This window comes from Leisingera methylohalidivorans DSM 14336, assembly GCF_000511355.1.
Lineage (GTDB): Bacteria > Pseudomonadota > Alphaproteobacteria > Rhodobacterales > Rhodobacteraceae > Leisingera > Leisingera methylohalidivorans.
The window spans coordinates 2702566-2721913 of record NC_023135.1 but is presented as its reverse complement, the minus strand read 5'-3'; the positions used below and the strand labels follow the sequence as shown (position 1 = coordinate 2721913).

Annotated in this window: 17 protein-coding genes; 9 read left to right on the top strand and 8 right to left on the bottom strand. The window is 66.0% G+C overall.

All coding sequences use genetic code 11. The annotated features are described in order from the left end of the window. Positions 1 to 244 precede the first annotated feature (244 nt). Entirely contained in the window at positions 245 to 1195 is a 951-nt protein-coding gene (locus METH_RS13495; RefSeq protein ID WP_024091037.1) for a glucokinase, read from the top strand. A gap of 21 nt (positions 1196 to 1216) precedes the next feature. Here the strand turns inward: METH_RS13495 and METH_RS13490 are convergent, their stop codons facing one another. Together METH_RS13490 and METH_RS13485 are read right to left on the bottom strand one after the other, a co-directional pair. After that, complete coding sequence (locus METH_RS13490; protein ID WP_024091036.1) at positions 1217 to 4843, bottom strand: translocation/assembly module TamB domain-containing protein; 3627 nt, start codon at positions 4841 to 4843, stop codon at positions 1217 to 1219. Next, entirely contained in the window at positions 4840 to 6642 is a 1803-nt protein-coding gene (locus tag METH_RS13485) for an autotransporter assembly complex protein TamA (RefSeq protein WP_024091035.1), read from the bottom strand. Before METH_RS13485 ends, METH_RS13490 begins: the two co-directional genes overlap by 4 nt. Positions 6643 to 7205: 563 nt before the next feature. Here METH_RS13485 and METH_RS13480 point away from each other — a divergent pair. Together METH_RS13480 and METH_RS13475 are read left to right on the top strand one after the other, a co-directional pair. Continuing rightward, positions 7206 to 7472 carry a hypothetical protein gene (locus tag METH_RS13480; protein WP_245602887.1) on the top strand — a complete coding sequence of 89 codons (267 nt, stop codon included), beginning with the start codon at positions 7206 to 7208 and terminating at the stop codon, positions 7470 to 7472. A gap of 66 nt (positions 7473 to 7538) precedes the next feature. Next, positions 7539 to 8147, top strand: a complete 609-nt coding sequence (locus tag METH_RS13475; protein WP_024091032.1) for a hypothetical protein — start codon at positions 7539 to 7541, stop codon at positions 8145 to 8147. A 50-nt stretch (positions 8148 to 8197) separates the two neighbouring features. On the opposite strand, the gene METH_RS13470 is transcribed toward METH_RS13475, so the two are convergent. From METH_RS13470 to METH_RS13460, 3 genes are all read right to left on the bottom strand, one after another. Next, positions 8198 to 9181: a type I glyceraldehyde-3-phosphate dehydrogenase gene (locus tag METH_RS13470; RefSeq protein ID WP_024091031.1), complete on the bottom strand. Its 984-nt coding sequence runs from the start codon at positions 9179 to 9181 to the stop codon at positions 8198 to 8200. Between the two features lie 121 nt (positions 9182 to 9302). Further along, complete coding sequence (locus METH_RS13465; protein ID WP_024091030.1) at positions 9303 to 9629, bottom strand: hypothetical protein; 327 nt, start codon at positions 9627 to 9629, stop codon at positions 9303 to 9305. A gap of 80 nt (positions 9630 to 9709) precedes the next feature. Beyond that, complete coding sequence (locus METH_RS13460) at positions 9710 to 10486, bottom strand: IclR family transcriptional regulator (protein ID WP_024091029.1); 777 nt, start codon at positions 10484 to 10486, stop codon at positions 9710 to 9712. A 213-nt stretch (positions 10487 to 10699) separates the two neighbouring features. Between METH_RS13460 and METH_RS13455 the strand changes: the two genes are divergently transcribed. The 3 genes from METH_RS13455 (at position 10700) to METH_RS13445 (ending at position 13577) form a co-directional block, all read left to right on the top strand. Beyond that, positions 10700 to 12148: a glutamine synthetase family protein gene (locus tag METH_RS13455; protein WP_024091028.1), complete on the top strand. Its 1449-nt coding sequence runs from the start codon at positions 10700 to 10702 to the stop codon at positions 12146 to 12148. A 218-nt stretch (positions 12149 to 12366) separates the two neighbouring features. Then, the gene (gene gcvH / locus METH_RS13450; RefSeq protein ID WP_024091027.1) at positions 12367 to 12726 is read left to right on the top strand and encodes a glycine cleavage system protein GcvH; all 360 of its coding nucleotides are present in this window, start codon (positions 12367 to 12369) and stop codon (positions 12724 to 12726) included. Between the two features lie 134 nt (positions 12727 to 12860). Further along, positions 12861 to 13577, top strand: a complete 717-nt coding sequence (locus METH_RS13445; RefSeq protein WP_024091026.1) for a flavodoxin family protein — start codon at positions 12861 to 12863, stop codon at positions 13575 to 13577. A gap of 121 nt (positions 13578 to 13698) precedes the next feature. On the opposite strand, the gene METH_RS13440 is transcribed toward METH_RS13445, so the two are convergent. The 3 genes from METH_RS13440 to truA form a co-directional block, all read right to left on the bottom strand. After that, positions 13699 to 14634, bottom strand: coding sequence for a 2-hydroxyacid dehydrogenase (locus METH_RS13440; protein ID WP_024091025.1), 936 nt, complete (start codon positions 14632 to 14634; stop codon positions 13699 to 13701). Positions 14635 to 14736: 102 nt separating this feature from the next. Continuing rightward, complete coding sequence (locus METH_RS13435) at positions 14737 to 15477, bottom strand: NYN domain-containing protein (RefSeq protein WP_024091024.1); 741 nt, start codon at positions 15475 to 15477, stop codon at positions 14737 to 14739. 108 nt (positions 15478 to 15585) lie between these two features. Beyond that, positions 15586 to 16353 (bottom strand): tRNA pseudouridine(38-40) synthase TruA, encoded by a 768-nt coding sequence (gene truA, locus METH_RS13430; protein WP_024091023.1) that lies wholly within the window; start codon positions 16351 to 16353, stop codon positions 15586 to 15588. A 112-nt stretch (positions 16354 to 16465) separates the two neighbouring features. On the opposite strand from truA, the gene METH_RS13425 reads away from it, so the two are divergent. The 3 genes from METH_RS13425 to METH_RS13415 are packed head-to-tail and all read left to right on the top strand — an operon-like array spanning position 16466 to position 19319. After that, positions 16466 to 17881, top strand: a complete 1416-nt coding sequence (locus METH_RS13425; protein ID WP_024091022.1) for a YcjX family GTP-binding protein — start codon at positions 16466 to 16468, stop codon at positions 17879 to 17881. Continuing rightward, on the top strand, positions 17878 to 18333 hold the full coding sequence (locus tag METH_RS13420; protein ID WP_024091021.1) for a GNAT family N-acetyltransferase: 456 nt from the start codon (positions 17878 to 17880) through the stop codon (positions 18331 to 18333). Before METH_RS13425 ends, METH_RS13420 begins: the two co-directional genes overlap by 4 nt. Continuing rightward, complete coding sequence (locus METH_RS13415; RefSeq protein WP_024091020.1) at positions 18330 to 19319, top strand: YcjF family protein; 990 nt, start codon at positions 18330 to 18332, stop codon at positions 19317 to 19319. Before METH_RS13420 ends, METH_RS13415 begins: the two co-directional genes overlap by 4 nt. Positions 19320 to 19348 lie beyond the last annotated feature (29 nt).

The following is a 19348-nucleotide window of genomic DNA, read 5'->3' as shown; positions in this document are numbered from 1 at the left end:
CATTTTCTTTTTCACGCGCGTTGCCTTGCCGGCAATACGCGGCATCAGTGAATGCCAGGGGGCGGATACAGTCATGCAGGCCAGAACCAATTTTGTTTCCATTGATTTCGGAGGTCTTTATGGCGGCGTTTCGGCGATCTGTCCAAATGCCAGGGGACGATTGCACTTCTGCAGTTGAATTGCAATTGCGGCGGGATTGCTGCAGTCTTGATGGCACGAAAATGACCCGAAAGGACCGCGGCACATGGCGGCTGAGCTGACTGTTCTGGCTGGCGATGCGGGCGGCAGCCGGACCCGGCTGGCCCTGGCGGCTCCTGGCATCGGGGTCACGGCGCTGCAGAGCTTTGCCAACGACAGTTTCGCCAGTTTGGAAGATGTGCTGAGGGCGTATTGCGCGCAGCCGGGGTTTCCGCCCCTGCAGGGGGCCTGCCTGGCCGTGGCAGGTCCGGTCCGGGACGGGCAGTTTCACCTCACCAACCGCAATTGGCAAGGCGACGCAGACAGCGTAAGCGCCGCACTGGGGCTGCCGGCAGGTGCCCGGGCCGGCATCATTAACGACCTTGCAGCCCTGTGCCATGCCTTGCCCGCGCTGATCCCGGGACAGCAGTCCTGCCTGCGTCCGGGGCGGTCCAGCGGCAGCCAGGCACTGGTTGCCGGCATCGGCACCGGGTTCAACGTTTCAGCCGCGCGGAATGGCGCCGTGCTGGAGGCCGAACTTGGCCGCGCCAGCCTGCCGCAGGCCGTGTACCGCCGCCTGCAGGGGCTGCTGGATCATGGGGCGGAGGGCTTTGCCAGCACTGAAATGCTGTTCTCGGGTGCTGGACTGGTGCGGCTTCACCAAGCGCTGACCGGCTCGGCGGCCAGCAGTGCGGAAAGGATCGGGGCCGCCTATCTGGCAAACCCTGAGGCGCCTGAGGCACGCACCGTGTGCGAATGGGCGCATTTGCTGGGCCTGATGGCGCGCGAGCTGACAGCGGCCTATCTGCCGGGGCAGGGGATGTTCTTTGCCGGCAGCGTGGCGCGCGGGGTTTTGAACTCCCCCGCGCGGGCGCATTTCCTGGAAAGCTATACCGCGCCGGGCGGGCGGCTGGGAACGGTCTGTGCCGAAACGCCCTTGCGGCTGATCACCGATGATGCGGCCGGTGTCGGCGGGGCGGCACGGGTGGCGCTTGCCGCCGCCGGAGCGGCGGTGTGAAACCCGCAGCCGGTGCTTCGGTCAGTAGTCGCGCTTGAAAAACAAGCCAAAGCCGGTTTCGCCCTCGCTGTCCACCGTGCCTTGCACTGTCAGGCTGTCCGTCATGTCCAGATTGATGCTCAATTCGCTGTCGCCGCGGGTGTTGACGTTGAAATCGGTATAGACGTTCTCGGCCACATAGCCGCCCAGGCCAAGCTGCCCGGCTCCCAGGCTGTCAGCGCCGATGTCGACGTCATCGGCCCCGGTGGCCTCGCGCAGCTTGCTTTGCGCCCCGCCGCCGCGGCCGCTGAGGGTCAGCGCCGACCCGGCCAGGCGGGCCAGTGCCAGCGGTGAAATGTCCTGGATATTGTCGCCGAACAGCAAAAGCGCCAGCGCTTCCTCGCTGGGGCGGGGCGGGTCCGAGGTCACCTTGATCTCGGGCGCGTCGACCCGGCCAGAGATTTCCAGCGTTGCGGTGCCCTGATCGGTGGCGGCGGTGGATTTGAATTCCAGATAGGGTTTCAGATCGCCCAGCAGGGTGATCCGGCCTTCATCCAGCTCCAGCCGCCGGCCGAGAATATCAAAGCTGCCGCGGATCAGGCTGATCTGGCCGGAGGGCGACAGCCGTGCGGTGGTGCCGCGCAGGCGGATTTCGCCGCCCAGTTCCGAACGCAGGCCGCGGCCGCGGGCAAAGATCCTGGAGGGCGCGCTGATCAGGATGTCCAGCGCGGTCCTGGCAGAGCCGCCGCCGCCGCCGTTGCTGCCGGTCAGCCCGGCGCGGGCCAGGGTCCGGTGCACATCGCGCGGGATGCCAACATGCCGGATCGGCGGGATCGGCGCGGCAGAGACCGAGCCGCCGGCGGTGTTCAGGTTGATGTTGGTTTCCCCCACATCGATCCGCCCTTCGATCCGGTTGCTGCCCGCCATGGCGCCGGACATCGCCAGAGTTCCGTTCAGCAGGGTTTCATAAGACAGGTTGTCGGTCACCACCACATCGCCGATCGCGATCTGCAGGTTGCCGTTGAACGGCGGCAGCAGCCCGACCGGGCCGCTGATCCGCACCGTGCCGCCGTCGCGCGGGCGGGCCGAGACCTGAAGCTGCGCGCTGGAGCGGGCGATAGAGACGGTGGCGTTGATATCATCCACCCGCTGCGCTGCTGCCGGAATGGCCAGCGAGGCGCCGGGGACACTGATGGTGCCGCTCAAACCTTCCAGGGCCGGAACACCCCGCAAGGCCATGTCGAAATTCGCAGGCCCCTGCATCAGGTTGGGGGCGATGAACGGGTTCAGTCCTTCCAGCCGCAGGGTGCCCTTGGCGGTGACATCAGCGGTGCCTTTGGCCTCGCTCCAGCTGCCGGCTATGCGGCCGTCGATGCCGGCGGGTCCGCTGGCAGTGCTGTCGATGGTCCAGGTGCCGTCGCGCCGCGCCGCGGTGCCCTTGGCGGCGAGGCGGCCGGGCAGGTCGGGGACCAGCCGCTGCAGCTGGCCGATGGCTGCATCAAAGCGCAGATCGGTGCTGCCGTTGCTTTCGGTAAAGCGGCCTTCGATATCCGCGGCGATGGCGGCGGGACCGGCAGCCTTGCCCGAAATCTGCCATTCCCCGTTGCGGCGTGCGGCGGTGCCGTCGGCGGTCAGCTTGCCGGCCAGTTGCGGCACAAACCGCTCCAGCTCGTTCAGGGCGGCGGCAAAGGTGAAATCGGCATCGCCCTCCAGGGTGACGGATCCATCCAGTTTGGCGCTGGAGGTATGCGGGCCTTTCAGTTCTGCCACACCGCTGAGGGTATCGCCATTGCGGGTGAGGGTGGCGGCCAGCTCCAGCGCGCCGGGCGCTTGCGGCAGCAGCACCTCCAGCCGGTTCAGCTTAGCGCCGATCTCCATCCGTCCGGCATCGCTGTTGAGCGTGCCCGCGGCGCTGGCCTGCAGCGCGCTGCCTGCTAGCTCGAAACGGTCGATCACGATGCCGTTCTCGTCCCGTGCGGCCTGCAGTGCCAGCGTGGTCGTGCCCGCCAGCAGCTCATCCGCCTGGGCAATGCCCGCCGATAGATCCTGGGCCCGCATTGACAGGTTGGTGTCAAACGCACCGGACAGCGGTGTAAAGGAGCCTTTGACCGCTGCCTGCACCGCGCCGCCCAGCGGGCGCCCAGCCAAATCCGAGAACCGGGCCAGATCAGCCAGGCCCGCGGTCAGGTCAGCGCTGATTTTCAGCCCTTCTTCCAGGCCATTGAAAGCCATGCCGCCCGCAGCCTGATAGTCGCTGCCGCGCAGCTCCATATCGGTGAATTGCAGCGTGCCGGGGCCTTCAGTGGTGAGGGTGCCTTCAAAGCGGATTTCATTTCCGGCCGCCTTGGCCAGGGCCGGATCGCGGGGCTGGAAGCCGCTCAGGCCTGCGGACAGCCGCCCTTCCAGTGCAAAGCCGCTGTCTTGATCCAGGGTGCCGCGGCCCGCAACCTCGGCCCGGTTCACCAGGGCGCCGGGATGGCTCAGCTGGTTCAGCACCCCGTCCAAGGTCCAATTGCCCGCGATTGTCTTTTTAAACTGCAGGTCCGCTGATCCCAGCGTGGTTTGGCCGCCGCCGAAGGGAAGGGTGACGGCAGCCTGACCTGCAGGCGGGGTGATTGCGGTTTTCAGATTTGCAGTGTCCAGCTTGCCGTTTGCGTCCAGCGTTGCAGCGCCGGTGACCTGCAGCGCATTGGTGCGCAAGACCAGCGTGTCCAGCGCCACCGCGCCGTCGCCGGCCCGCAGGCCCTTGACGTTGAGCCGCAGGCCGGGGCCGAAGAACGGCCGGTGCACCGGCGGCAGCAGCACGTCTATGTTGCCGCCAAGATCCGCGGTAAAGGCAATGCTGCGCGCGCTCTCAGGGGCGGCGTCTTCGGCCAGCGGCTGGGCGGCCAGCACCACCTTGCCTGCCAGCCGTTCCGCGCCATTGGTGCTGAACCGGATATCCGCAGTGAAATCGCTGACTGGGCCGCTGCCTTTGGCAGTCAGTTGCAGTTCGGGGTTGCCCGGCAAATCCAGGCTGCGCGAGATCAGACCGCCCGGGCTTTCCTCCACTGCCAGATCCAGGGTGATCTGCTGGGTCTCGTTGGCATACCCGGCCTCGAGCCGGAAGTGATCGCCGGGTTTGTCAAGCCGGGCGGCTGCCAGTTTGGTATCCAGCGCCCCGTCCGCCAGCATCAGCGAGCCCTCGACCGACAGGCTGGCCGCCGAGCCGGCCAGTTCCTCGCCCAGTTCGATCCGGTCCGCCTTGATCTCCCCCAGTTCGATCGCAACCGGCAGCTCAGGCAGGGCAAAAGGCGTGGCCTCAGGCTCCGGCAGTTCGGGGTCCGGCGGCAGCGGTTCGGGCGCGCGCGCCACCGCGATGCGTTCTGCCGACAGTTCATTGACCGAGAACCGCCCGCGCAGCAGCGCCAGCCGGTTCCAGTCGAGTTCGGCGCCTTCGATGGTCAGCCAGATGCCCTTTTCATCCGCCACCGTGATTTTCTTGATCTTGGCCTGCGAGGAGAACGCCCCCTCAAGACCCGTCACGCTGATATAACGGCTGTCGCCGGACAGTGTATCCTCAAGGAAATCGACCAGCAGCCCGCCGGCGTCATCTGTTGAGGTGTCCTGCGCCGCTGCCGGCGCAACCGTCAGCCCCAGGGCAAGGGCAAGGCCTAGAAACTGTCTCAAAACGCCTGTCCTATCCCGATATAGAATTGCAGCCCGTCCTCGGTCCCGCCGTCCACCGGATAGGCGAGGTCAAGCCGGATCGGACCGATGCCGGCCACATCATAGCGCAGGCCAATGCCCGCGCCGGCGTGGCGTGCGGAAGAGCCGGAAACAATACTGTCCGCATCGACAAAGCCGATGTCATAGAACCCGACCAGGGAAATCTTGCCGGTGACCTTGCCCCGCACTTCGCCTGACAGCGCCAGAAAACTGCGCCCGCCGGCGGTGCCGGTGCCAACTGGCACGCCCAGCGATTGGAATTCATGCCCGCGCACAGATCCTGCACCGCCGGTGAAGAACAGCAAGGTGGGGGAGACTTCATTCAGCGACGGCCCGATCACGGACCCCATCTGCAACCGCCCGGCCAGCACGATCCGGTCATCTGCTCCCAACCCGTAATAGGCCCGCCCGTCCCCTTTGATCTGCAAGCCGGATTTGTTGCCGTCAATGCCGATGAATGGTGTGGCGCCGCCCTGCAGGAAGTAGCCGTTTGAGGGGTCCACACGGCTGTCGCGCCCGTCATATTCGGCCCGGACCCGGCCGCTCAGATATTTAAAGCGGCGTTTGCCGAACACATCCTTTGCCAGGGTGGAGGAAACGCCAAGGGCAGCCTCAGCATAGAAGTTTTCTGAAAACGTCCGCCGCGCACCTATGGCGCCCAGCACTTGGGTGGCACTGAAGTGTTCCTCGTCCAGCCGTTCCGCCTCGGCCAGGTAGAAGATGCTGTCATCGGGCCCCAGCGCCGCGGGCCGGTCCAGCCGCACTGCAATGCGCCCGTCGATGTCATTGCTGCTGCCAATGCCGCTGAGCCGGGCTTCGATCCGCAGTTTTTCAGCAGCGCCAAACAGATTGCGGTGCATCCAGGTGCCCGACAGTTCGACCCCGTCGGAGGAGCTGATCTCGGCCCCGAAGGTCAGGCGGCGCGGCGGCAGCTCCTCGACCCGCGCCACAAAATCCAGGGTGCCGTCCGCATTCGGCTGTTCGGCCTCGCGCAGGACAACGGTGGAAAACGTGCCGGTGCGGCGCAGCCGGGTGGCGGATTTGGAGACCAGATCGGGGTGGAATGCTTCGCCTTCCGGGAAACCTGCGATCCGGAGGATGGCGTCCTCGCGGACATTGGTTTGGCCTGTGACCTGCAACTGCCCGAACCGCAGCCGCGGCCCAGGCGCCAGCCGCAGCTGTGCATCAAGCCGCGCTTGCACATGATTGGCGGTGATCTTCTGATCCGACACCGTTGCCTTGGCGTGGCCGCTGCGGCGCCAGGCCCGCACGCCGGCAATCGCCGCCTCGCGGACCGCTCCGGTGCTGGCAGGCTGGCCGGGGGCAAAGCCTGCGGGGATCTCCACGTCGCTGGTTTGCGGCAGCGGCGCCAGCTCTGCCGTGCCAAAGGTGAACCGCGGGCCGGGCTGCACGGTGATTTCCACCCTGCTGACGGTCTTTGGCGGATTCAGCGGCTGGATCGCCGCCGCCTCGCGCCCGTCCAGGCGGATATTCACCACCGGCGAGAAATGACCCGCATCATACAGCACCTGCACCAGTGTGCGGTAATCCGACAAAGCCGCCGCCAGCAGTTCCTGCACATTGGTTTCACCGCTGGCGGCCACCGAAGAGGAGGCGCCGCGCAGCCGCCCGGCCAGGTCCGCATCCGCACCGGGCGCCTGCAGCGCCGCCTCGGCGCCAAAGGCGGCAGGCGGCAGCACTGCCAGCAGGCTGATAGCAAGGGCGCGCGCCAAGGGGCGCGGGCGGAAAGAAAAATTCATGTCAGCTCCCGGCGGCGGGCGAAAAATTCTGCCTCGAAGCCCGGCGGGGCCACAGGCGGCTGGGGCAAAGCCTAACACGGGAAAATTGCAGGATGGAACCGGCAAAGCAGCAGCTTTCCGCCCAGCTTGGATCTGCGCTGACCAGCGGCGGATTGCCGCGCATCGCGGCGGCCCTGCGGCCGCGACACTGAGGGTGGAGTGCTAAGCCGCGGGCGCAATCCTGCCGGTTTGGCACGCGTGCGGTGAAATTGACTGCAAAGATGATTGGAAACCGGTAGGAAATTTGTACGATGCCGCACAGCTCCGGCAGTTGAAACTGCCGGAGCCGGCACTCGTTAACAAGGCTACTTCGAGTAAACGTCAGGCGCAGCCACCACTCACATGCAGCCCAGCCTGGCGGGAATGATACCACGCGGACTAGTACTGTCCAGATAATTGTCGGATTGATAATTTCCGCGTGGTGTCATCTTATAATGGCATAGTAAACGGTGCTGCAGCAGCGGATTAGGTTTCCCGGAGGTGTAATAGTGGATCAGTTGAAGTCAATTTTTGAACTGCGGGATATGCTCCACATGATGGAGCGCGACATCGGTCTGGACCGGTTGAGCAGGGCCGAGAGGGATGTGCTGCTGGCGGCGCATGCGCTGACCAGCGTGCCAGGCGCCCCGGTGCAATCCGAGCAGATCCGCAGCCACCGGCTGGTGCGGGAAATTGCCCAGGCGACCTTTCACCGGACACTGAAGTCGCTGCTGACCCTGGGGCTGCTGGAACGGGCAGGAGGCAGCAAGGCCAAGCACTATGTGGTTTGCTTTGATCCCGCGGCAAAGTGACCGCGCCGTGTAATCAACACATTCAGATGATTGCAGGCACCGCTGCTCCAGTCTAAGGGGGGCGGCATGATACGAGTTTTGCAGGTTTTGTCCGGGTTTCAGAGTTTTGCGGTTATCGCCGCAGCCTATATCATTTGCCATGGTCTGACGGCCTGGGCCGTCACGCCGGTGCAGAAACTGTTTCTGCCGGAGATCACCGTCTTTGCCAGCCTGATCTATCTGCCGCACGGGGTGCGGGTGCTGAGCGTCTGGCTGCTTGGCTGGAAAGCTGTTCCGCCGCTTGCAGCCGGTGCGGTCCTGTCCGAGCTGATGTTCACCTCAGGCACTATGCTGTCCCTGGGAGAGCCGGTGCTGTGGCAGTCCATCGCAGTCGGGGCGTTTTCCGCATATGCGGCTTTTGAAATCGCCTGGCTTTTTGGCTGGACGCTTTATGCGGGCCAGTCGCGGCGGATTGCCTGGACCGGGCTGCTGGCCGTGGGAGCGATGGCATCCGTCATCAATTCCCTGGGGCAGTCGGTTGTGTTTTCAGGCCTGATCTTTCCCGGCGGCCAGCTGCCGGTCATGGCAGTTTACGCCGCGGGCGACCTGATCGGTCTCGCGGTCTGCATGCTCGCATTGATGCTGATCTTCCGCTGGCTCCGCCTGGCCGGTGCCGGGCGCAAGCCGCAGGAATAACAAGTCCGCCGAGGGCGGGCTTGCAAAAACGCGGCAGGCTGAGCCGGCATTTACCCGGCCATCAGCCGTGCCACATCCAGCATCCGGGCCGAAAAACCCCATTCATTGTCATACCAGCCGAACACACGCGCCTGATGCTCGCCGGCCATGCGGGTTTCAGGTCCGGCGATCACCAGCGATTCAGGCCGCGCGCGCAGGTCAGACGAGACCAGCGGCATATCTGTCCAGCCCAGCACCTGCGAGGCTGCAACGCCTTCGCGCAGCGCGGCTGTGAACTCGGGCCCGCTGATCGGGGTTTTCAGCTGCGCCACCAGATCAACCGCTGACACGCTGGCGGTCGGCACCCGCACCGCGGCGCCGCTGACCCGGCCTTTCAGATGCGGCAGCACCTCGTCGATCAGATGCATCGCCGAGGTCGTGGTCGGCACCATCGACTGCGCGCCGCCGCGGGAGCGGGCGAAATCGCCGCGCGGCGCGTCCACCATCGGCTGCGAGTTGGTGTAGCAATGGATCGTGGTCATATGGGCGGTGTCGATACCGGCGATACCATCCAGCAGTTTGACCAGCGGCGTCAGCCCATTGGTGGTGCAGGAGGCATTGGAGACGATCCGCGCGTCGCCAAGGCTCTCCTCGTTTGCCCCCAGCACCACGGTCAGCTCCGCCGCGGGGGAGGGGCCGGAGATCAGCACCTTGGCCGCGCCCGCCTTGATGCCGCGTTCGGCGACATCCGAGGTGCGGGCAATGCCGGTGCATTCCAGCACCAGGTCGACACCGGACAGATCCACGCGAGTCAGGTCGGGCGCATGGCTGACGGGAATGCTGCGGCCCATCACCTGCAGCGCCTCATCGCCATGCGCCACCGGATGGGCAAAGGGGCCGAAGGTGCTGTCGTACTGGAACAGATAGGCGCACATGTCCAAGGGCGCGATATCGTTGATCCGCACCACTTCGATGCCGTCTCCGCGCGCTGTGGTCAGGATCTGGCGCAGGATGGCGCGGCCAATGCGGCCGAATCCGTTGATTGCAAGTCTCATGCGCAATCTATGGCAGGCGCGCTTGGGCCGCTCAATCCATCGCCGCCGGGAAAATGATCACATTTCTCAAGAGGATGTTTCAGAAAAACGCCGCAAAACCGCAGAGCCGTCAGGCGCGCTCCTATTTGCGGCAGATCATCTGCGCGTAGTAGGTGCCGGTGATATTGCGCACCATCGTGTCAATGTTGACGCTGCAGCCGGTGGCCGCGCGCAGGGCCCGCACCGCCTGGCGCGCGGTCAGCACCGCAGGCGGGCGGAAGGGCAAATGCTCCAGGTTCATCCGCGTGGCGCTGTAGCGGCCCGCTGCGTCCGCGACCGGGAAAACCGCCCAATGGCGGCCCAGAACGGAAACCACGGTGCCTTCGGCATCCTTGGCAGATGCGGCCGGGGCCAGCGCGGCGCACAGGGGGCCGCACAGGGCGGCGGCCAAAGCAGTCTGTTTCATCATCGAAATGCTCCTGCGGAAATATCCGGTGTCAGCCTAGCAAGGGCGGCGTGCAATACAATACGGGGTTTCCGGCGCAGATGTCAGAGGTGGTCCACCGCCTCGGCCTGGCGCAGCTCCGCCGCGCACAGCTGCAGCCCGCGCAGCAGCCGTTCCGCATCCGCCTGCGGCTGCTGCCCGCGCGGGGCGGAACTGCCGACAACGATGGGCGTATGGCCGGGGCGCGAGACCGGTACCGCATAGCCGGTGATGCCGCCCTCGAACTCGCTGTCGGTGATGCAATAGCCTTGTTCGCGGGCCTGTGCGACACGCTCAAGAATGGCACCGGGATCGGTCAGCGACTGGCCGGTGTGGCGCGGCACCTGCGTCTTGGCCAGCACCGCCGCCGCCTCCTCTTGCGGCAGCCCGGCCAGCAGCATCCGCCCCAGGCTGGTATGGGCAAGCGGAATGTGCGAGCCGGCGGTGAAGCCATAGGTGATATGACCATGCTCCACGGTCGATTGCGCCAGCACCAGCACCCGGCCCCGATCCAGCATCGCCAGCGTCACCTCGACCTCCATCTGCCGGGCGTGGCGGTTCAGCACCGGCTGCACCCGGCGGCCGAACTGGTTGGCCTGCAGGAACCCGCCCGCCAGCGCCAGCACCCGCGGCGTCAGCGCCAGCATCCGCCCGTCCTGGCGCAGATAGCCCGCCTGCACCAGCGTCAGCGCGCCGCGCCGCGCCGTGGCCCGGTCCTGGCCGGTGCGGCGGGCGATCTCGGCCAATGTCAAGCTGGGCGTCGCCGCGTCAAACACTGCCAGTACCGCCAGCCCCTTGGCAAAGCTCGAAGAAACATTCCTGTCCTGTTCCGCAGTGGTCATTTGATGCTGCCCGTCCCGATTGTGAAAACGCCGTTGCCTGCGGCGGTTTTGTGCGAATGCTCGCCACAATGTGCGATTTGCGAACGCTGTCAAGCGGCAAAGCCGCCGGAGCCGCTGCTTTGCGCCGCCGCGCCTGGGAAATCTCCGCCGGGTGCTGGACGCGCCCCCGGTTCCGGTGCAATTTCAGGCAGCCCGCTAGCCAAGAGGCCGCCCATGGCACATGAATTCACATCCGGCAAACTGGCCCGCCTGGGGCTGCTGAGTGCCGAGGATTGCCGTCAGGCGGCGGAGATCACCTCCCGCGCGCAGTTCGACGGGATCGAGACGGTGCGGGTTCTGTTCCCCGATCAGCACGGGCTTTTGCGCGGCAAGACGGTGATGGCCGGCGCTTTTGCCAGCATCTTTGACCGCGGCCTAAACGTGCCTGCGACGCTGCTGCTCAAGGACACCTCGCACCGCAATGCGTTTCCGGTCTGGGAGGGCAGCACCGGCCTGGCCGGGCCGATGCGGGGCGCGGGCGACGTGCTGCTGGTGCCGCGCCCGGATACCTTCCGCGCACTGCCGTGGTCCGGCCATTCCGCCTGGATCTTCTGCACGCCGGTCTATCCGGACGGCAGCCCGGTCCCATTTGCGTCCTGCAGCGTGCTGCAGCGGGCGGTCGAGGCCTTGGAGGGGCAGGGGATGGCGGCCAGCTTCGGGCTGGAGGCGGAGTTTCACATTTGCGAACTGGCCGGCCGTTCCGCCGCCGGCGATGCGGCAGCCCGGCCCGGCGCGCCGGAACAGCCCCGCAACTTGACGCGAGGCTATCAGTATCTGGCCGAAACCTGCTATGGCGAGGTGGAGGGCGTGCTGGACCTGCTGCGCCGCAATGCCCAGAAACTGGGTCTGCCGGTGCGCTCGGTTGAGATTGAAATGGGCCCCGGTCAGGTGGAATTCACCTTTGCCCCCGGTGGCGCCATGGCCCAGGCGGATGCGATGGTGATGTTCCGCACCATGGTCAAGGAAGTCTGCGCCCGCAATGGCCTGCACGCCAGCTTCATGGCCAAGCCGCGGCTGGCGGGCGCCATGGCCAACGGCTGGCACGTGCATCAGTCGCTGCAGGATCAAGCCAGCGGGCGGCAGTTGTTCATGCCGGAAGCCGCCGGGGAGCTCAGCCCGCAGGCCAGCGCCTGGATGGCGGGGCTGCTGAAATACGCCACGGAAACATCGTTGCTGATCGCGCCGACCGTCAACAGCTACAAACGCTATCTGCCGTTCCAGCTGGCCCCGAACCGGATCGGCTGGGGCGAGGACAACCGCGGCGCCATGCTGCGGGCGCTGATGCAGCCGGGCGATACCGCCAGCCGGATTGAAAACCGCGCGCCGGACAGTTCGGCCAACCCCTATTACGCGCTGGCGGCCCAGATCATTGCAGGCTTGGCAGGGATCACCGAAGGGCTGGAGGCGCCGCCGCCGACGCTGTCGCCCTATGGCGAAGACTCCGACCGCCTGCCACGCTCGCTGGGCCGGGCGCTGGACGGGTTCGGCGGCTCGCTGATGTGCCGGGCGGCGCTGGGGGAGGCATTCACCAGCTACCTGCTGCAGCTCAAGCAATTCGAATGGGACCGCTATCTCGACACCGTCAGCGAATGGGAGCAGGCGGAGTATTTCAACCTGTTATGACTGCATAGGGTATGGGGGCCTGGGCCCGTAAAAACGCAGGAAACCCACGGTTTGCCATCTTGATCGGAGGCCGGTACCGTTGATAGCGTATACCCGCGCATGCAGAGGCCGGCAGGACCGGCTTTCTTTTTCCTGCGGTATCCGTTACGGCGGCCGAACCCGCACCGAAACCCAACCCGCACTGAAACCCCAAGCCTCTTCCAAGGGAAAACACGACGATGAAATACACCGAAGAACACGAGTGGCTGCTGCCCGAAGACGACCTGATCACCGTTGGCATTACCGCCCATGCCGCCGAGCAGCTGGGCGAAGTGGTCTTTGTGGAGCTGCCGGAGGTAGGCACCGAGGTTTCCAAGGATGAGGAAGTCGTGGTGATTGAATCGGTCAAGGCCGCCTCCGACATCCTGGCACCGCTGGACGGTGAGGTGGTGGAAGTGAACGAGGCGCTGACCGATGATCCCGGCAAGGTCAACGAGGACCCCGAAGGCGGCGCCTGGTTTTTCAAGCTGAAGCCCTCGGATCTGTCGCCGATGGACGATTACATGGATGAAGCCGGCTACAAGGCTTTCATCGGCTGATTTTCCCGCCCGCCGTGTCTTCCGCCCGGCGGGCGGTTTCCGTCTGGCATCACGATCCCGCCAGCGCGCCTGTGCAACCGCAGGCGATGCCCTATCATCCGGTCGATACCTGCAATCCAGACAGGAGACGCGCTATGACCGGTTTCTCGGGCCTCAGAGCCCTGTTCATCAACACCTCCCTTAAGAAAGACAGCAGCAAAAGCCACACCCGGCTGCTGATGCAGGCGTCATCCGCCATTATGGAAAAGAACGGCGTGGAGGTGGAGCATCTGCATATCCTGGACCACATAGTGCCGCCCGGCGTCTATCCGGACATGACCGGGCATGGCTGGCCGCGGGACGACTGGCCCAAGCTGTGGGAGAAGGTGCTGGCAGCCCGGATCCTGGTGGTCGGCACGCCGATCTGGCTGGGCGAGGAAAGCTCGGTCTGCCGCATCCTGATCGAGCGCCTGTACGGCATGAGCGGGGAGCTGAACGATAAAGGGCAGTCGATCTTTTACGGCAAAACCGGCGGCACCGTCATCACCGGCAATGAAGACGGCATCAAGCATACCGCGATGACGCTCTGCTATGCGCTCAGCCATCTCGGCTTCACCATCCCGCCGCAGGCCGACTGCGGCTGGATCGGCGAGGCCGGGCCGGGACCGTCATATGGCGACGAGGCGGAGGGCAAGCCCGCCGGCTTTGAAAACGAGTTCACCCAGCGCAACACCACGATCATGACTTGGAACCTGATGCATCTGGCGGCGATGCTGCGCGATGCGGGCGGCTATCCGAATGAGGGCAACGACCGCAAAGCCTGGTCTGCCGGCTGCCGGTTCGACTATGAAAACCCGGATTACCGCTCCTAGCCGGCTCGCCGCGCCCGTGGCTGGCGCAGTTGGCCGCCCTGCCCCCTGCCGGAACCAAGGCGCTGCTTCCGGCGGGAGTATTGAAGACCGGAAAGACGCAGGGCGGGCGCTGCAGGCCGGATCAGTAGCCCCGCTGCCGGTCCACTTCGTGCAGCAGGTCTTGTCCAGCCTCTATCCGCCGGTAGTTCTCCACCACATCCGCCAGCGCATCGCCCAGATGCCAGCCTGACACATGCGGGGTAAGGGTGACCTGCGGATGCCTCCACAGCGGGCTGTCTGCGGGCAGCGGCTCCTGGCTGACCACATCCAGTACCGCATGGCCCGGAGTGCCCTTGTCCAGTGCGGCCAGCAAGGCAGGTTCATCGACCAGATCGCCGCGGCCGGCGTTGATCAGCGTGGCGCCCGGTTTCATCGCCGCCAGCATCTGCGCATCCATCAGCCCGCGGGTGGCCGGGGTGGAGGGCAGGATCGAACAGACATAGTCGCATAGCCCCAGCATCCGCGGCAGCGCGTCAGCGCCGTGGCGGCAGTCCACACCGTTGATTTCCTTCGGGGAACGGCTCCAGCCCAGCACCCGGAACCGCATGTCCCGCATCAGCCGCGCGGTCATGCCGCCGATATGGCCCAGACCCAGCACACCCACGGTGGTCTCTGCCGGGCGCCGCGGAGCCAGCGGCTGCCAGACGCGGCGCGATTGGGCGGCTGCATGGGCGGACATGTTGCGCTGGCCGCGCAGCACATAGGCAAGGCAGTAGTCTGCAATCTCATAGGCCGGCTCTTGCGGTTTCAGGCGGGCCACACGCACATGCGGTGCCACGCCGGGGTGCGCCACGATGTTCTCCACGCCGGCGCCCAGCTTTTGCACCAGCTGGAGGTTCGGCAGCTGCGCGGCCAGACCGCCCTTCAATGTGGACACCGCCAGCGCCGTGATCTCCTGCAGATTGCCGGGGGCAGAATCGGGGCGGATATCGGCGCCGGGGGCGATCGACCGCAGCTCCTCTGCCAGCTGTTCCCCGGTGTACCAGCCGTCGTGGCCGATGCTGACCAGCAATGCCATGCGCGTTCTCCCTGTCCGCGTCCCTTGTGCCGGACTAAGCCACGGTTCAGGGCCTAGGGAAAGCGGTATTTTCCGCAGGTATTCCGGCGCCGGGGCTGCGCGTCAGTCGAGCCGCCGCACCAGGATCTGGTTGCCGTCGCCGCGTTTGGTTTCAAACAGCTTTAGCGAGGCTATCAGGTCGCTCAGCTTGCGCTTGCCATAGCTGCGGGTGTCAAAATCCGGCGCCGCCGCGGTGATGTACTGGCCGATCTGGCCCAGCGTGTACCATTCGTCGTCCTGATCGATGGCGTCCATCGCCCGCACCACCAGTTTGGTCGGATCCGCCAGTTCCGCCGGAGCATTTCCGTTGCCGCCGTCGTCTTCTTTCTTGGGTTTCGGCTTCGGTTTGCCCGGCTCATCCAGCAGGTTTTCGACATAGATGAACCGCTTGCAGGCCTGCACGAAAGCCGCGGGAGTCTTGCGCATGCCCATGCCGAACACATCCACCCCCTGTTCGCGGATGCGGCTGGCCAGCCGGGTGAAATCGCTGTCGGATGAAATCAGCACAAAACCGTCGAAGCGCCCCGAATGCAGGATGTCCATCGCGTCGATCACCAGGGCAATGTCCGAGGCGTTTTTGCCGGTGGTATTGGCGAACTGTTGATGCGGCACGATCGCCAGCGCGGCCAGTTTCTCCTTGTTCCACCCCTGCGGGCTGCCGCCGGCGAAATCGCCGTAGATGCGGCGGATGCTGGCCTCGCCGAAAGAGGCGATTTCCTCGAACATTGCCTCGGCGTATTTGGCCGAGATGTTGTCGGCATCGATCAGGACAGCCAGAAGCGGGGGCTTTTCGGGTTTTGCCATTGCTGCGTGTGCCTCTTGTTTAATGGGGCGGGCAGGGGGCTGGTTCTGCCCTCTGGCGCATTGTTGGGGTTCAGTATGTGCAGCGCCCTGCAGGATGCAAGAGGTGGTTCAGGCAAATGGGTCGTCGGGATAGCCGACCCGCGCCAGATACAGCCCGTGGCCGGGGCAGACCGGCCCGCAGGCCGCGCGGTCGCGGGCGTCCAGAGCGGCCTTCACATCCGCCGGATCCCAGGCGCCGGCACCCACCCGCTCCAGCGTGCCGACAAAGCTGCGCACCTGATTGTGCAGAAAGCTGCGGGCGCGCACGTGGAAATGGATCTCCGGCCCGGAAAACCCCTGCACCCGCTCAACCCGCAGCTCGTCCAGCGTCTTGACCGGGCTGGCCGCCTGGCAGATCGACGAGCGGAAGGTGGTGAAATCATGGTTGCCGACCAGGTGGCTGGCGGCTTCCTGCATGGCGTTGGCATCCAGATCATGGCTCAGCTGCCAGACCTGGCCCGCGTCATGGGTGGCGGGCGCGCGGCGGATCAGGATGCGGAACAGATACTGCCGCTCCACCGCCGAGAACCGCGCGTGCCAGCCGTCATCGACCCGCGCGCAGTCCACGATCGCCACCGGATCGGGTTTCAGGTGGTAATTCAGCGCCTCCGACAGGCGGAACGGGTCCCAGTCCTTGGCCAAGTCGCAATGCGCCACCTGCCCCAGGGCATGCACGCCGGTGTCGGTGCGCCCGGCGGCAGCAATCGTGTGCTCCCCCGGCTCCAGCCGCGCCAGCGCAGCCTCGATCGCGCCCTGGACGGAGGGCTGATCCTTCTGCCTTTGCCAGCCGGCAAAAGGCTTCCCGTGGTATTCGACTTTCAAAGCAAAACGCGGCATGAGCGGGCAAGTAGCAACGCAACACAGCCGGGGCAAGCCCCGCGTGCGCTCTGGTAACCCGCCGGCAGGCTGCCTATCTTGTCAGCAGCAAGAACAGAGCAGGATCAGGGCCTTGGTGATAACCTCCCTTGCAGATGGGGTGATGAACGGTGTGGAGAGCGCCGCCAGCGGCCTGTCATCGGCGCTGTTCGACCGGCCCTTGCGGCTGGGCGTGACCGGATTGGCGCGCTCCGGCAAGACCGTGTTCATCACCTCTCTGGTGGCCAATCTGCTGGACCGGGGCCGGATGCTGCAGCTGAATGCGGCCCGCGGGGGACGGATTGAGACCGCCTTTCTGCAGCCCCAGCCCGACGACACCGTGCCGCGGTTTGACTATGAAAACCACCTTGCAGCCCTGACCGGGCCGTCACCCCGCTGGCCGGACAGCACAAGGGCGGTGTCCGAGCTGCGTCTCAGCCTGAAGGTGCGGCCCGCCGGCCTGCTGTCGGGGCTGCAGGGGCCGCGCACGCTGCATCTGGACATTGTCGACTACCCTGGCGAGTGGCTCTTGGATCTTGCATTGCTGGACAAATCCTATGCCGAATGGTCGGCCGATGTGCTGTCGCGCATCGCCAGGCGGCCCCAGGCCGAAGGGTTCCTGTCGGAGAAGTCCAAGGCTGTCCCCGCGGGGGCGCATGACGAGCCGCAGGCGCAGGCGCTGGCAGGGGCCTTCACGGGGTACCTGACCGCCGCCCGCGCCGCCGGTTTCTATGACTGCACCCCGGGCCGCTTCCTGCTGCCCGGCGACCTGGAGGGGTCGCCGGTGCTGACCTTTGCGCCGCTCAGCCCGGAACCCGCCGCCCCGCGCGGCAGTCTCTGGCGTGAAATGGAACGGCGGTACGAGGCTTATAAGTCCAAGGTCGTCAAACCTTTCTTCCGCGACCACTTTGCCCGCATCGACCGGCAGGTGGTGCTGGTCGATGCGCTCTCGGCGATCCATTCCGGCCCGCAGGCGGTGGAGGACCTGCGCCATGCGATGGCGGATATCCTCAGTGCGTTCAAACCGGGCCGCAACCATTTCCTGACCCGGCTCTTGGGCGGGAAACGGGTGGAGAAGATTCTGTTTGCCGCCACCAAGGCCGACCATCTGCACCACGCCCAGCACGCCCGGATGGCTGCCATCATCGAGGCGCTGACCCGCGAAGCACAGGACCGTGCCCGCTTTGCAGGCGCAGAAACCGCGGCCCTTGCAATGGCCTCTTTGCGGACTACGACAGAGGAAATGCGCATTCATAACGGCACTGAGCTGCCCTGCGTGCGCGGCACCCTGCTGGACAGCGGCAAGCAGGCGGCGTTTTACCCCGGGGCGCTGCCCGAAGACCCCGCGCAACTGCTGGCACCTGCGCGCCAAGGGGCGGATCTCTGGCTGGAGGGCGATTATCAGGCAATGGCTTTTGCGCCGGCGCCGCTCACTCTGAAACACGGCAGCGGCCCGCCGCATATCCGCCTCGACCGCGCCGCCGAATTCCTGATCGGAGATGCCTTGTGACCCTCGTCTTGCGCGCAGCAACACCCCTTGATGCCGGTTCGGCGGGGGAGATCCTCTACCGTTTCCAACAGGACACCGAATGGATGCCGAAGCTGTACACATCCGCCGAGGCGGTCTCCTTCTGCGGCCAGATGATCGACCGCGGCTGGGTCACCGTGGCGGTGCGGCACAGACGCGTGCTGGGCTTTCTGGCCCGGGACGGCGCCGAGGTCTGCGCGCTTTACCTGGCGCCGGGCGCCTGCGGGCAGGGGGCAGGCAAGGCGCTTCTGGATGCCGCCAAGGCTGCCGCACCGCGGCTGGTGCTCCACACATTTGCCGCCAATGCCCGTGCACAGCGGTTTTATCAGCGGGAAGGCTTTGCCGAGACCGGCCGCGCCGATGGCGCAAGCAACGAGGAAGGCCTGCCGGCCATCACCTATGAATGGCGCAGCTGCCAGGAGGCGGCGGCATGAGCAGCAAGCCGGTTCTGATTGACCTCGAGGACGAGACGGATGCCCCCTCGGTGACCGAGGCGCCGCCGGTGCCCGAGTTGCAGGCCGCCGCAGCCGGGCCGCCGGCGATGGAACAGGCAGCCCGGATTGCCGCCCGCCGCCCCTCGCGGCTGGCACGCTGGTTCTGGGCGCTGCTGGTTGCGGTTATTGGCGCCATGGCTTCGGTTGCCGCCTGGGATTTTGCGGCCGGGCTGATTGCCCGGGTTCCGCTGCTGGGCTGGGCAGTCAGTGCCGGGCTGGCGGTTCTTCTGCTGCTGGCTTTTGCGATGGCCCTGCGCGAACTTGCGGCGCTGTCCCGGCTGCGGCGCGTCGATACGCTGCGGCATCAGGCCGAGGACGCAGCGGACCTGTCCGCCGCCCGCGGCTTCACCGCCCGGCTGGAGGGGTTTTACAAGGGCCGCGAGGATCTGGCCTGGCACCTGGCCCGGCTGGCAGAGCGCCAGGCCGAGGTGATGGACGGCGACGCCCTGCTGCTGCTGGCAGAGGAGGAACTGCTGGTGCCGCTGGATGCGCTGGCCCTGCGCGAGGTCGAAGCCGCCGCCCGGCAGGTTGCCACGGTGACGGCGCTGGTTCCGATGGCGCTGGCGGATGTGGTGGCAGCACTGGTTTCCTCGCTGCGCATGATCCGCCGGGTGGCGGGGATCTACGGCGGCCGGCCCGGGTTCTTCAGCTCCTGGCGGCTGACCCGGGCGGTGCTGGCGCATCTGGCGGCCACCGGGGCCGTGGCCGCAGGCGATGATCTGCTGGAGCCGGTGCTGGGCGGCTCGGTGCTGTCGAAACTCTCCCGCCGTTTCGGAGAGGGGCTGGTGAATGGCGCATTGTCAGCCAGGGTGGGGATTGCTGCCATGGAAGTCTGCCGCCCGATGCCGTTTTCTGCGCAGCATAAGCCCAGTACCCGCAAGGTGGTGCAGCGGGCGCTGACCGGGCTGTTCTCCAAGGCCGGATAAGCAGCGCGCCCCAGGCTCATGCACAGCAT

Coding starts and splice junctions, on each gene's coding strand:
- METH_RS13445 (WP_024091026.1), top strand. CDS start 12,861: ATGACCGGTTTCTCGGGCCTCAGAGCCCTGTTCATCAACACCTCCCTT.
- METH_RS13485 (WP_024091035.1), bottom strand. CDS start 6,642: ATGAATTTTTCTTTCCGCCCGCGCCCCTTGGCGCGCGCCCTTGCTATC.
- METH_RS13460 (WP_024091029.1), bottom strand. CDS start 10,486: ATGACCACTGCGGAACAGGACAGGAATGTTTCTTCGAGCTTTGCCAAG.
- METH_RS13435 (WP_024091024.1), bottom strand. CDS start 15,477: ATGGCAAAACCCGAAAAGCCCCCGCTTCTGGCTGTCCTGATCGATGCC.
- METH_RS13475 (WP_024091032.1), top strand. CDS start 7,539: ATGATACGAGTTTTGCAGGTTTTGTCCGGGTTTCAGAGTTTTGCGGTT.
- METH_RS13415 (WP_024091020.1), top strand. CDS start 18,330: ATGAGCAGCAAGCCGGTTCTGATTGACCTCGAGGACGAGACGGATGCC.
- truA (WP_024091023.1), bottom strand. CDS start 16,353: ATGCCGCGTTTTGCTTTGAAAGTCGAATACCACGGGAAGCCTTTTGCC.
- METH_RS13440 (WP_024091025.1), bottom strand. CDS start 14,634: ATGGCATTGCTGGTCAGCATCGGCCACGACGGCTGGTACACCGGGGAA.
- METH_RS13470 (WP_024091031.1), bottom strand. CDS start 9,181: ATGAGACTTGCAATCAACGGATTCGGCCGCATTGGCCGCGCCATCCTG.
- METH_RS13480 (WP_245602887.1), top strand. CDS start 7,206: ATGCTCCACATGATGGAGCGCGACATCGGTCTGGACCGGTTGAGCAGG.
- METH_RS13465 (WP_024091030.1), bottom strand. CDS start 9,629: ATGATGAAACAGACTGCTTTGGCCGCCGCCCTGTGCGGCCCCCTGTGC.
- METH_RS13455 (WP_024091028.1), top strand. CDS start 10,700: ATGGCACATGAATTCACATCCGGCAAACTGGCCCGCCTGGGGCTGCTG.
- METH_RS13495 (WP_024091037.1), top strand. CDS start 245: ATGGCGGCTGAGCTGACTGTTCTGGCTGGCGATGCGGGCGGCAGCCGG.
- gcvH (WP_024091027.1), top strand. CDS start 12,367: ATGAAATACACCGAAGAACACGAGTGGCTGCTGCCCGAAGACGACCTG.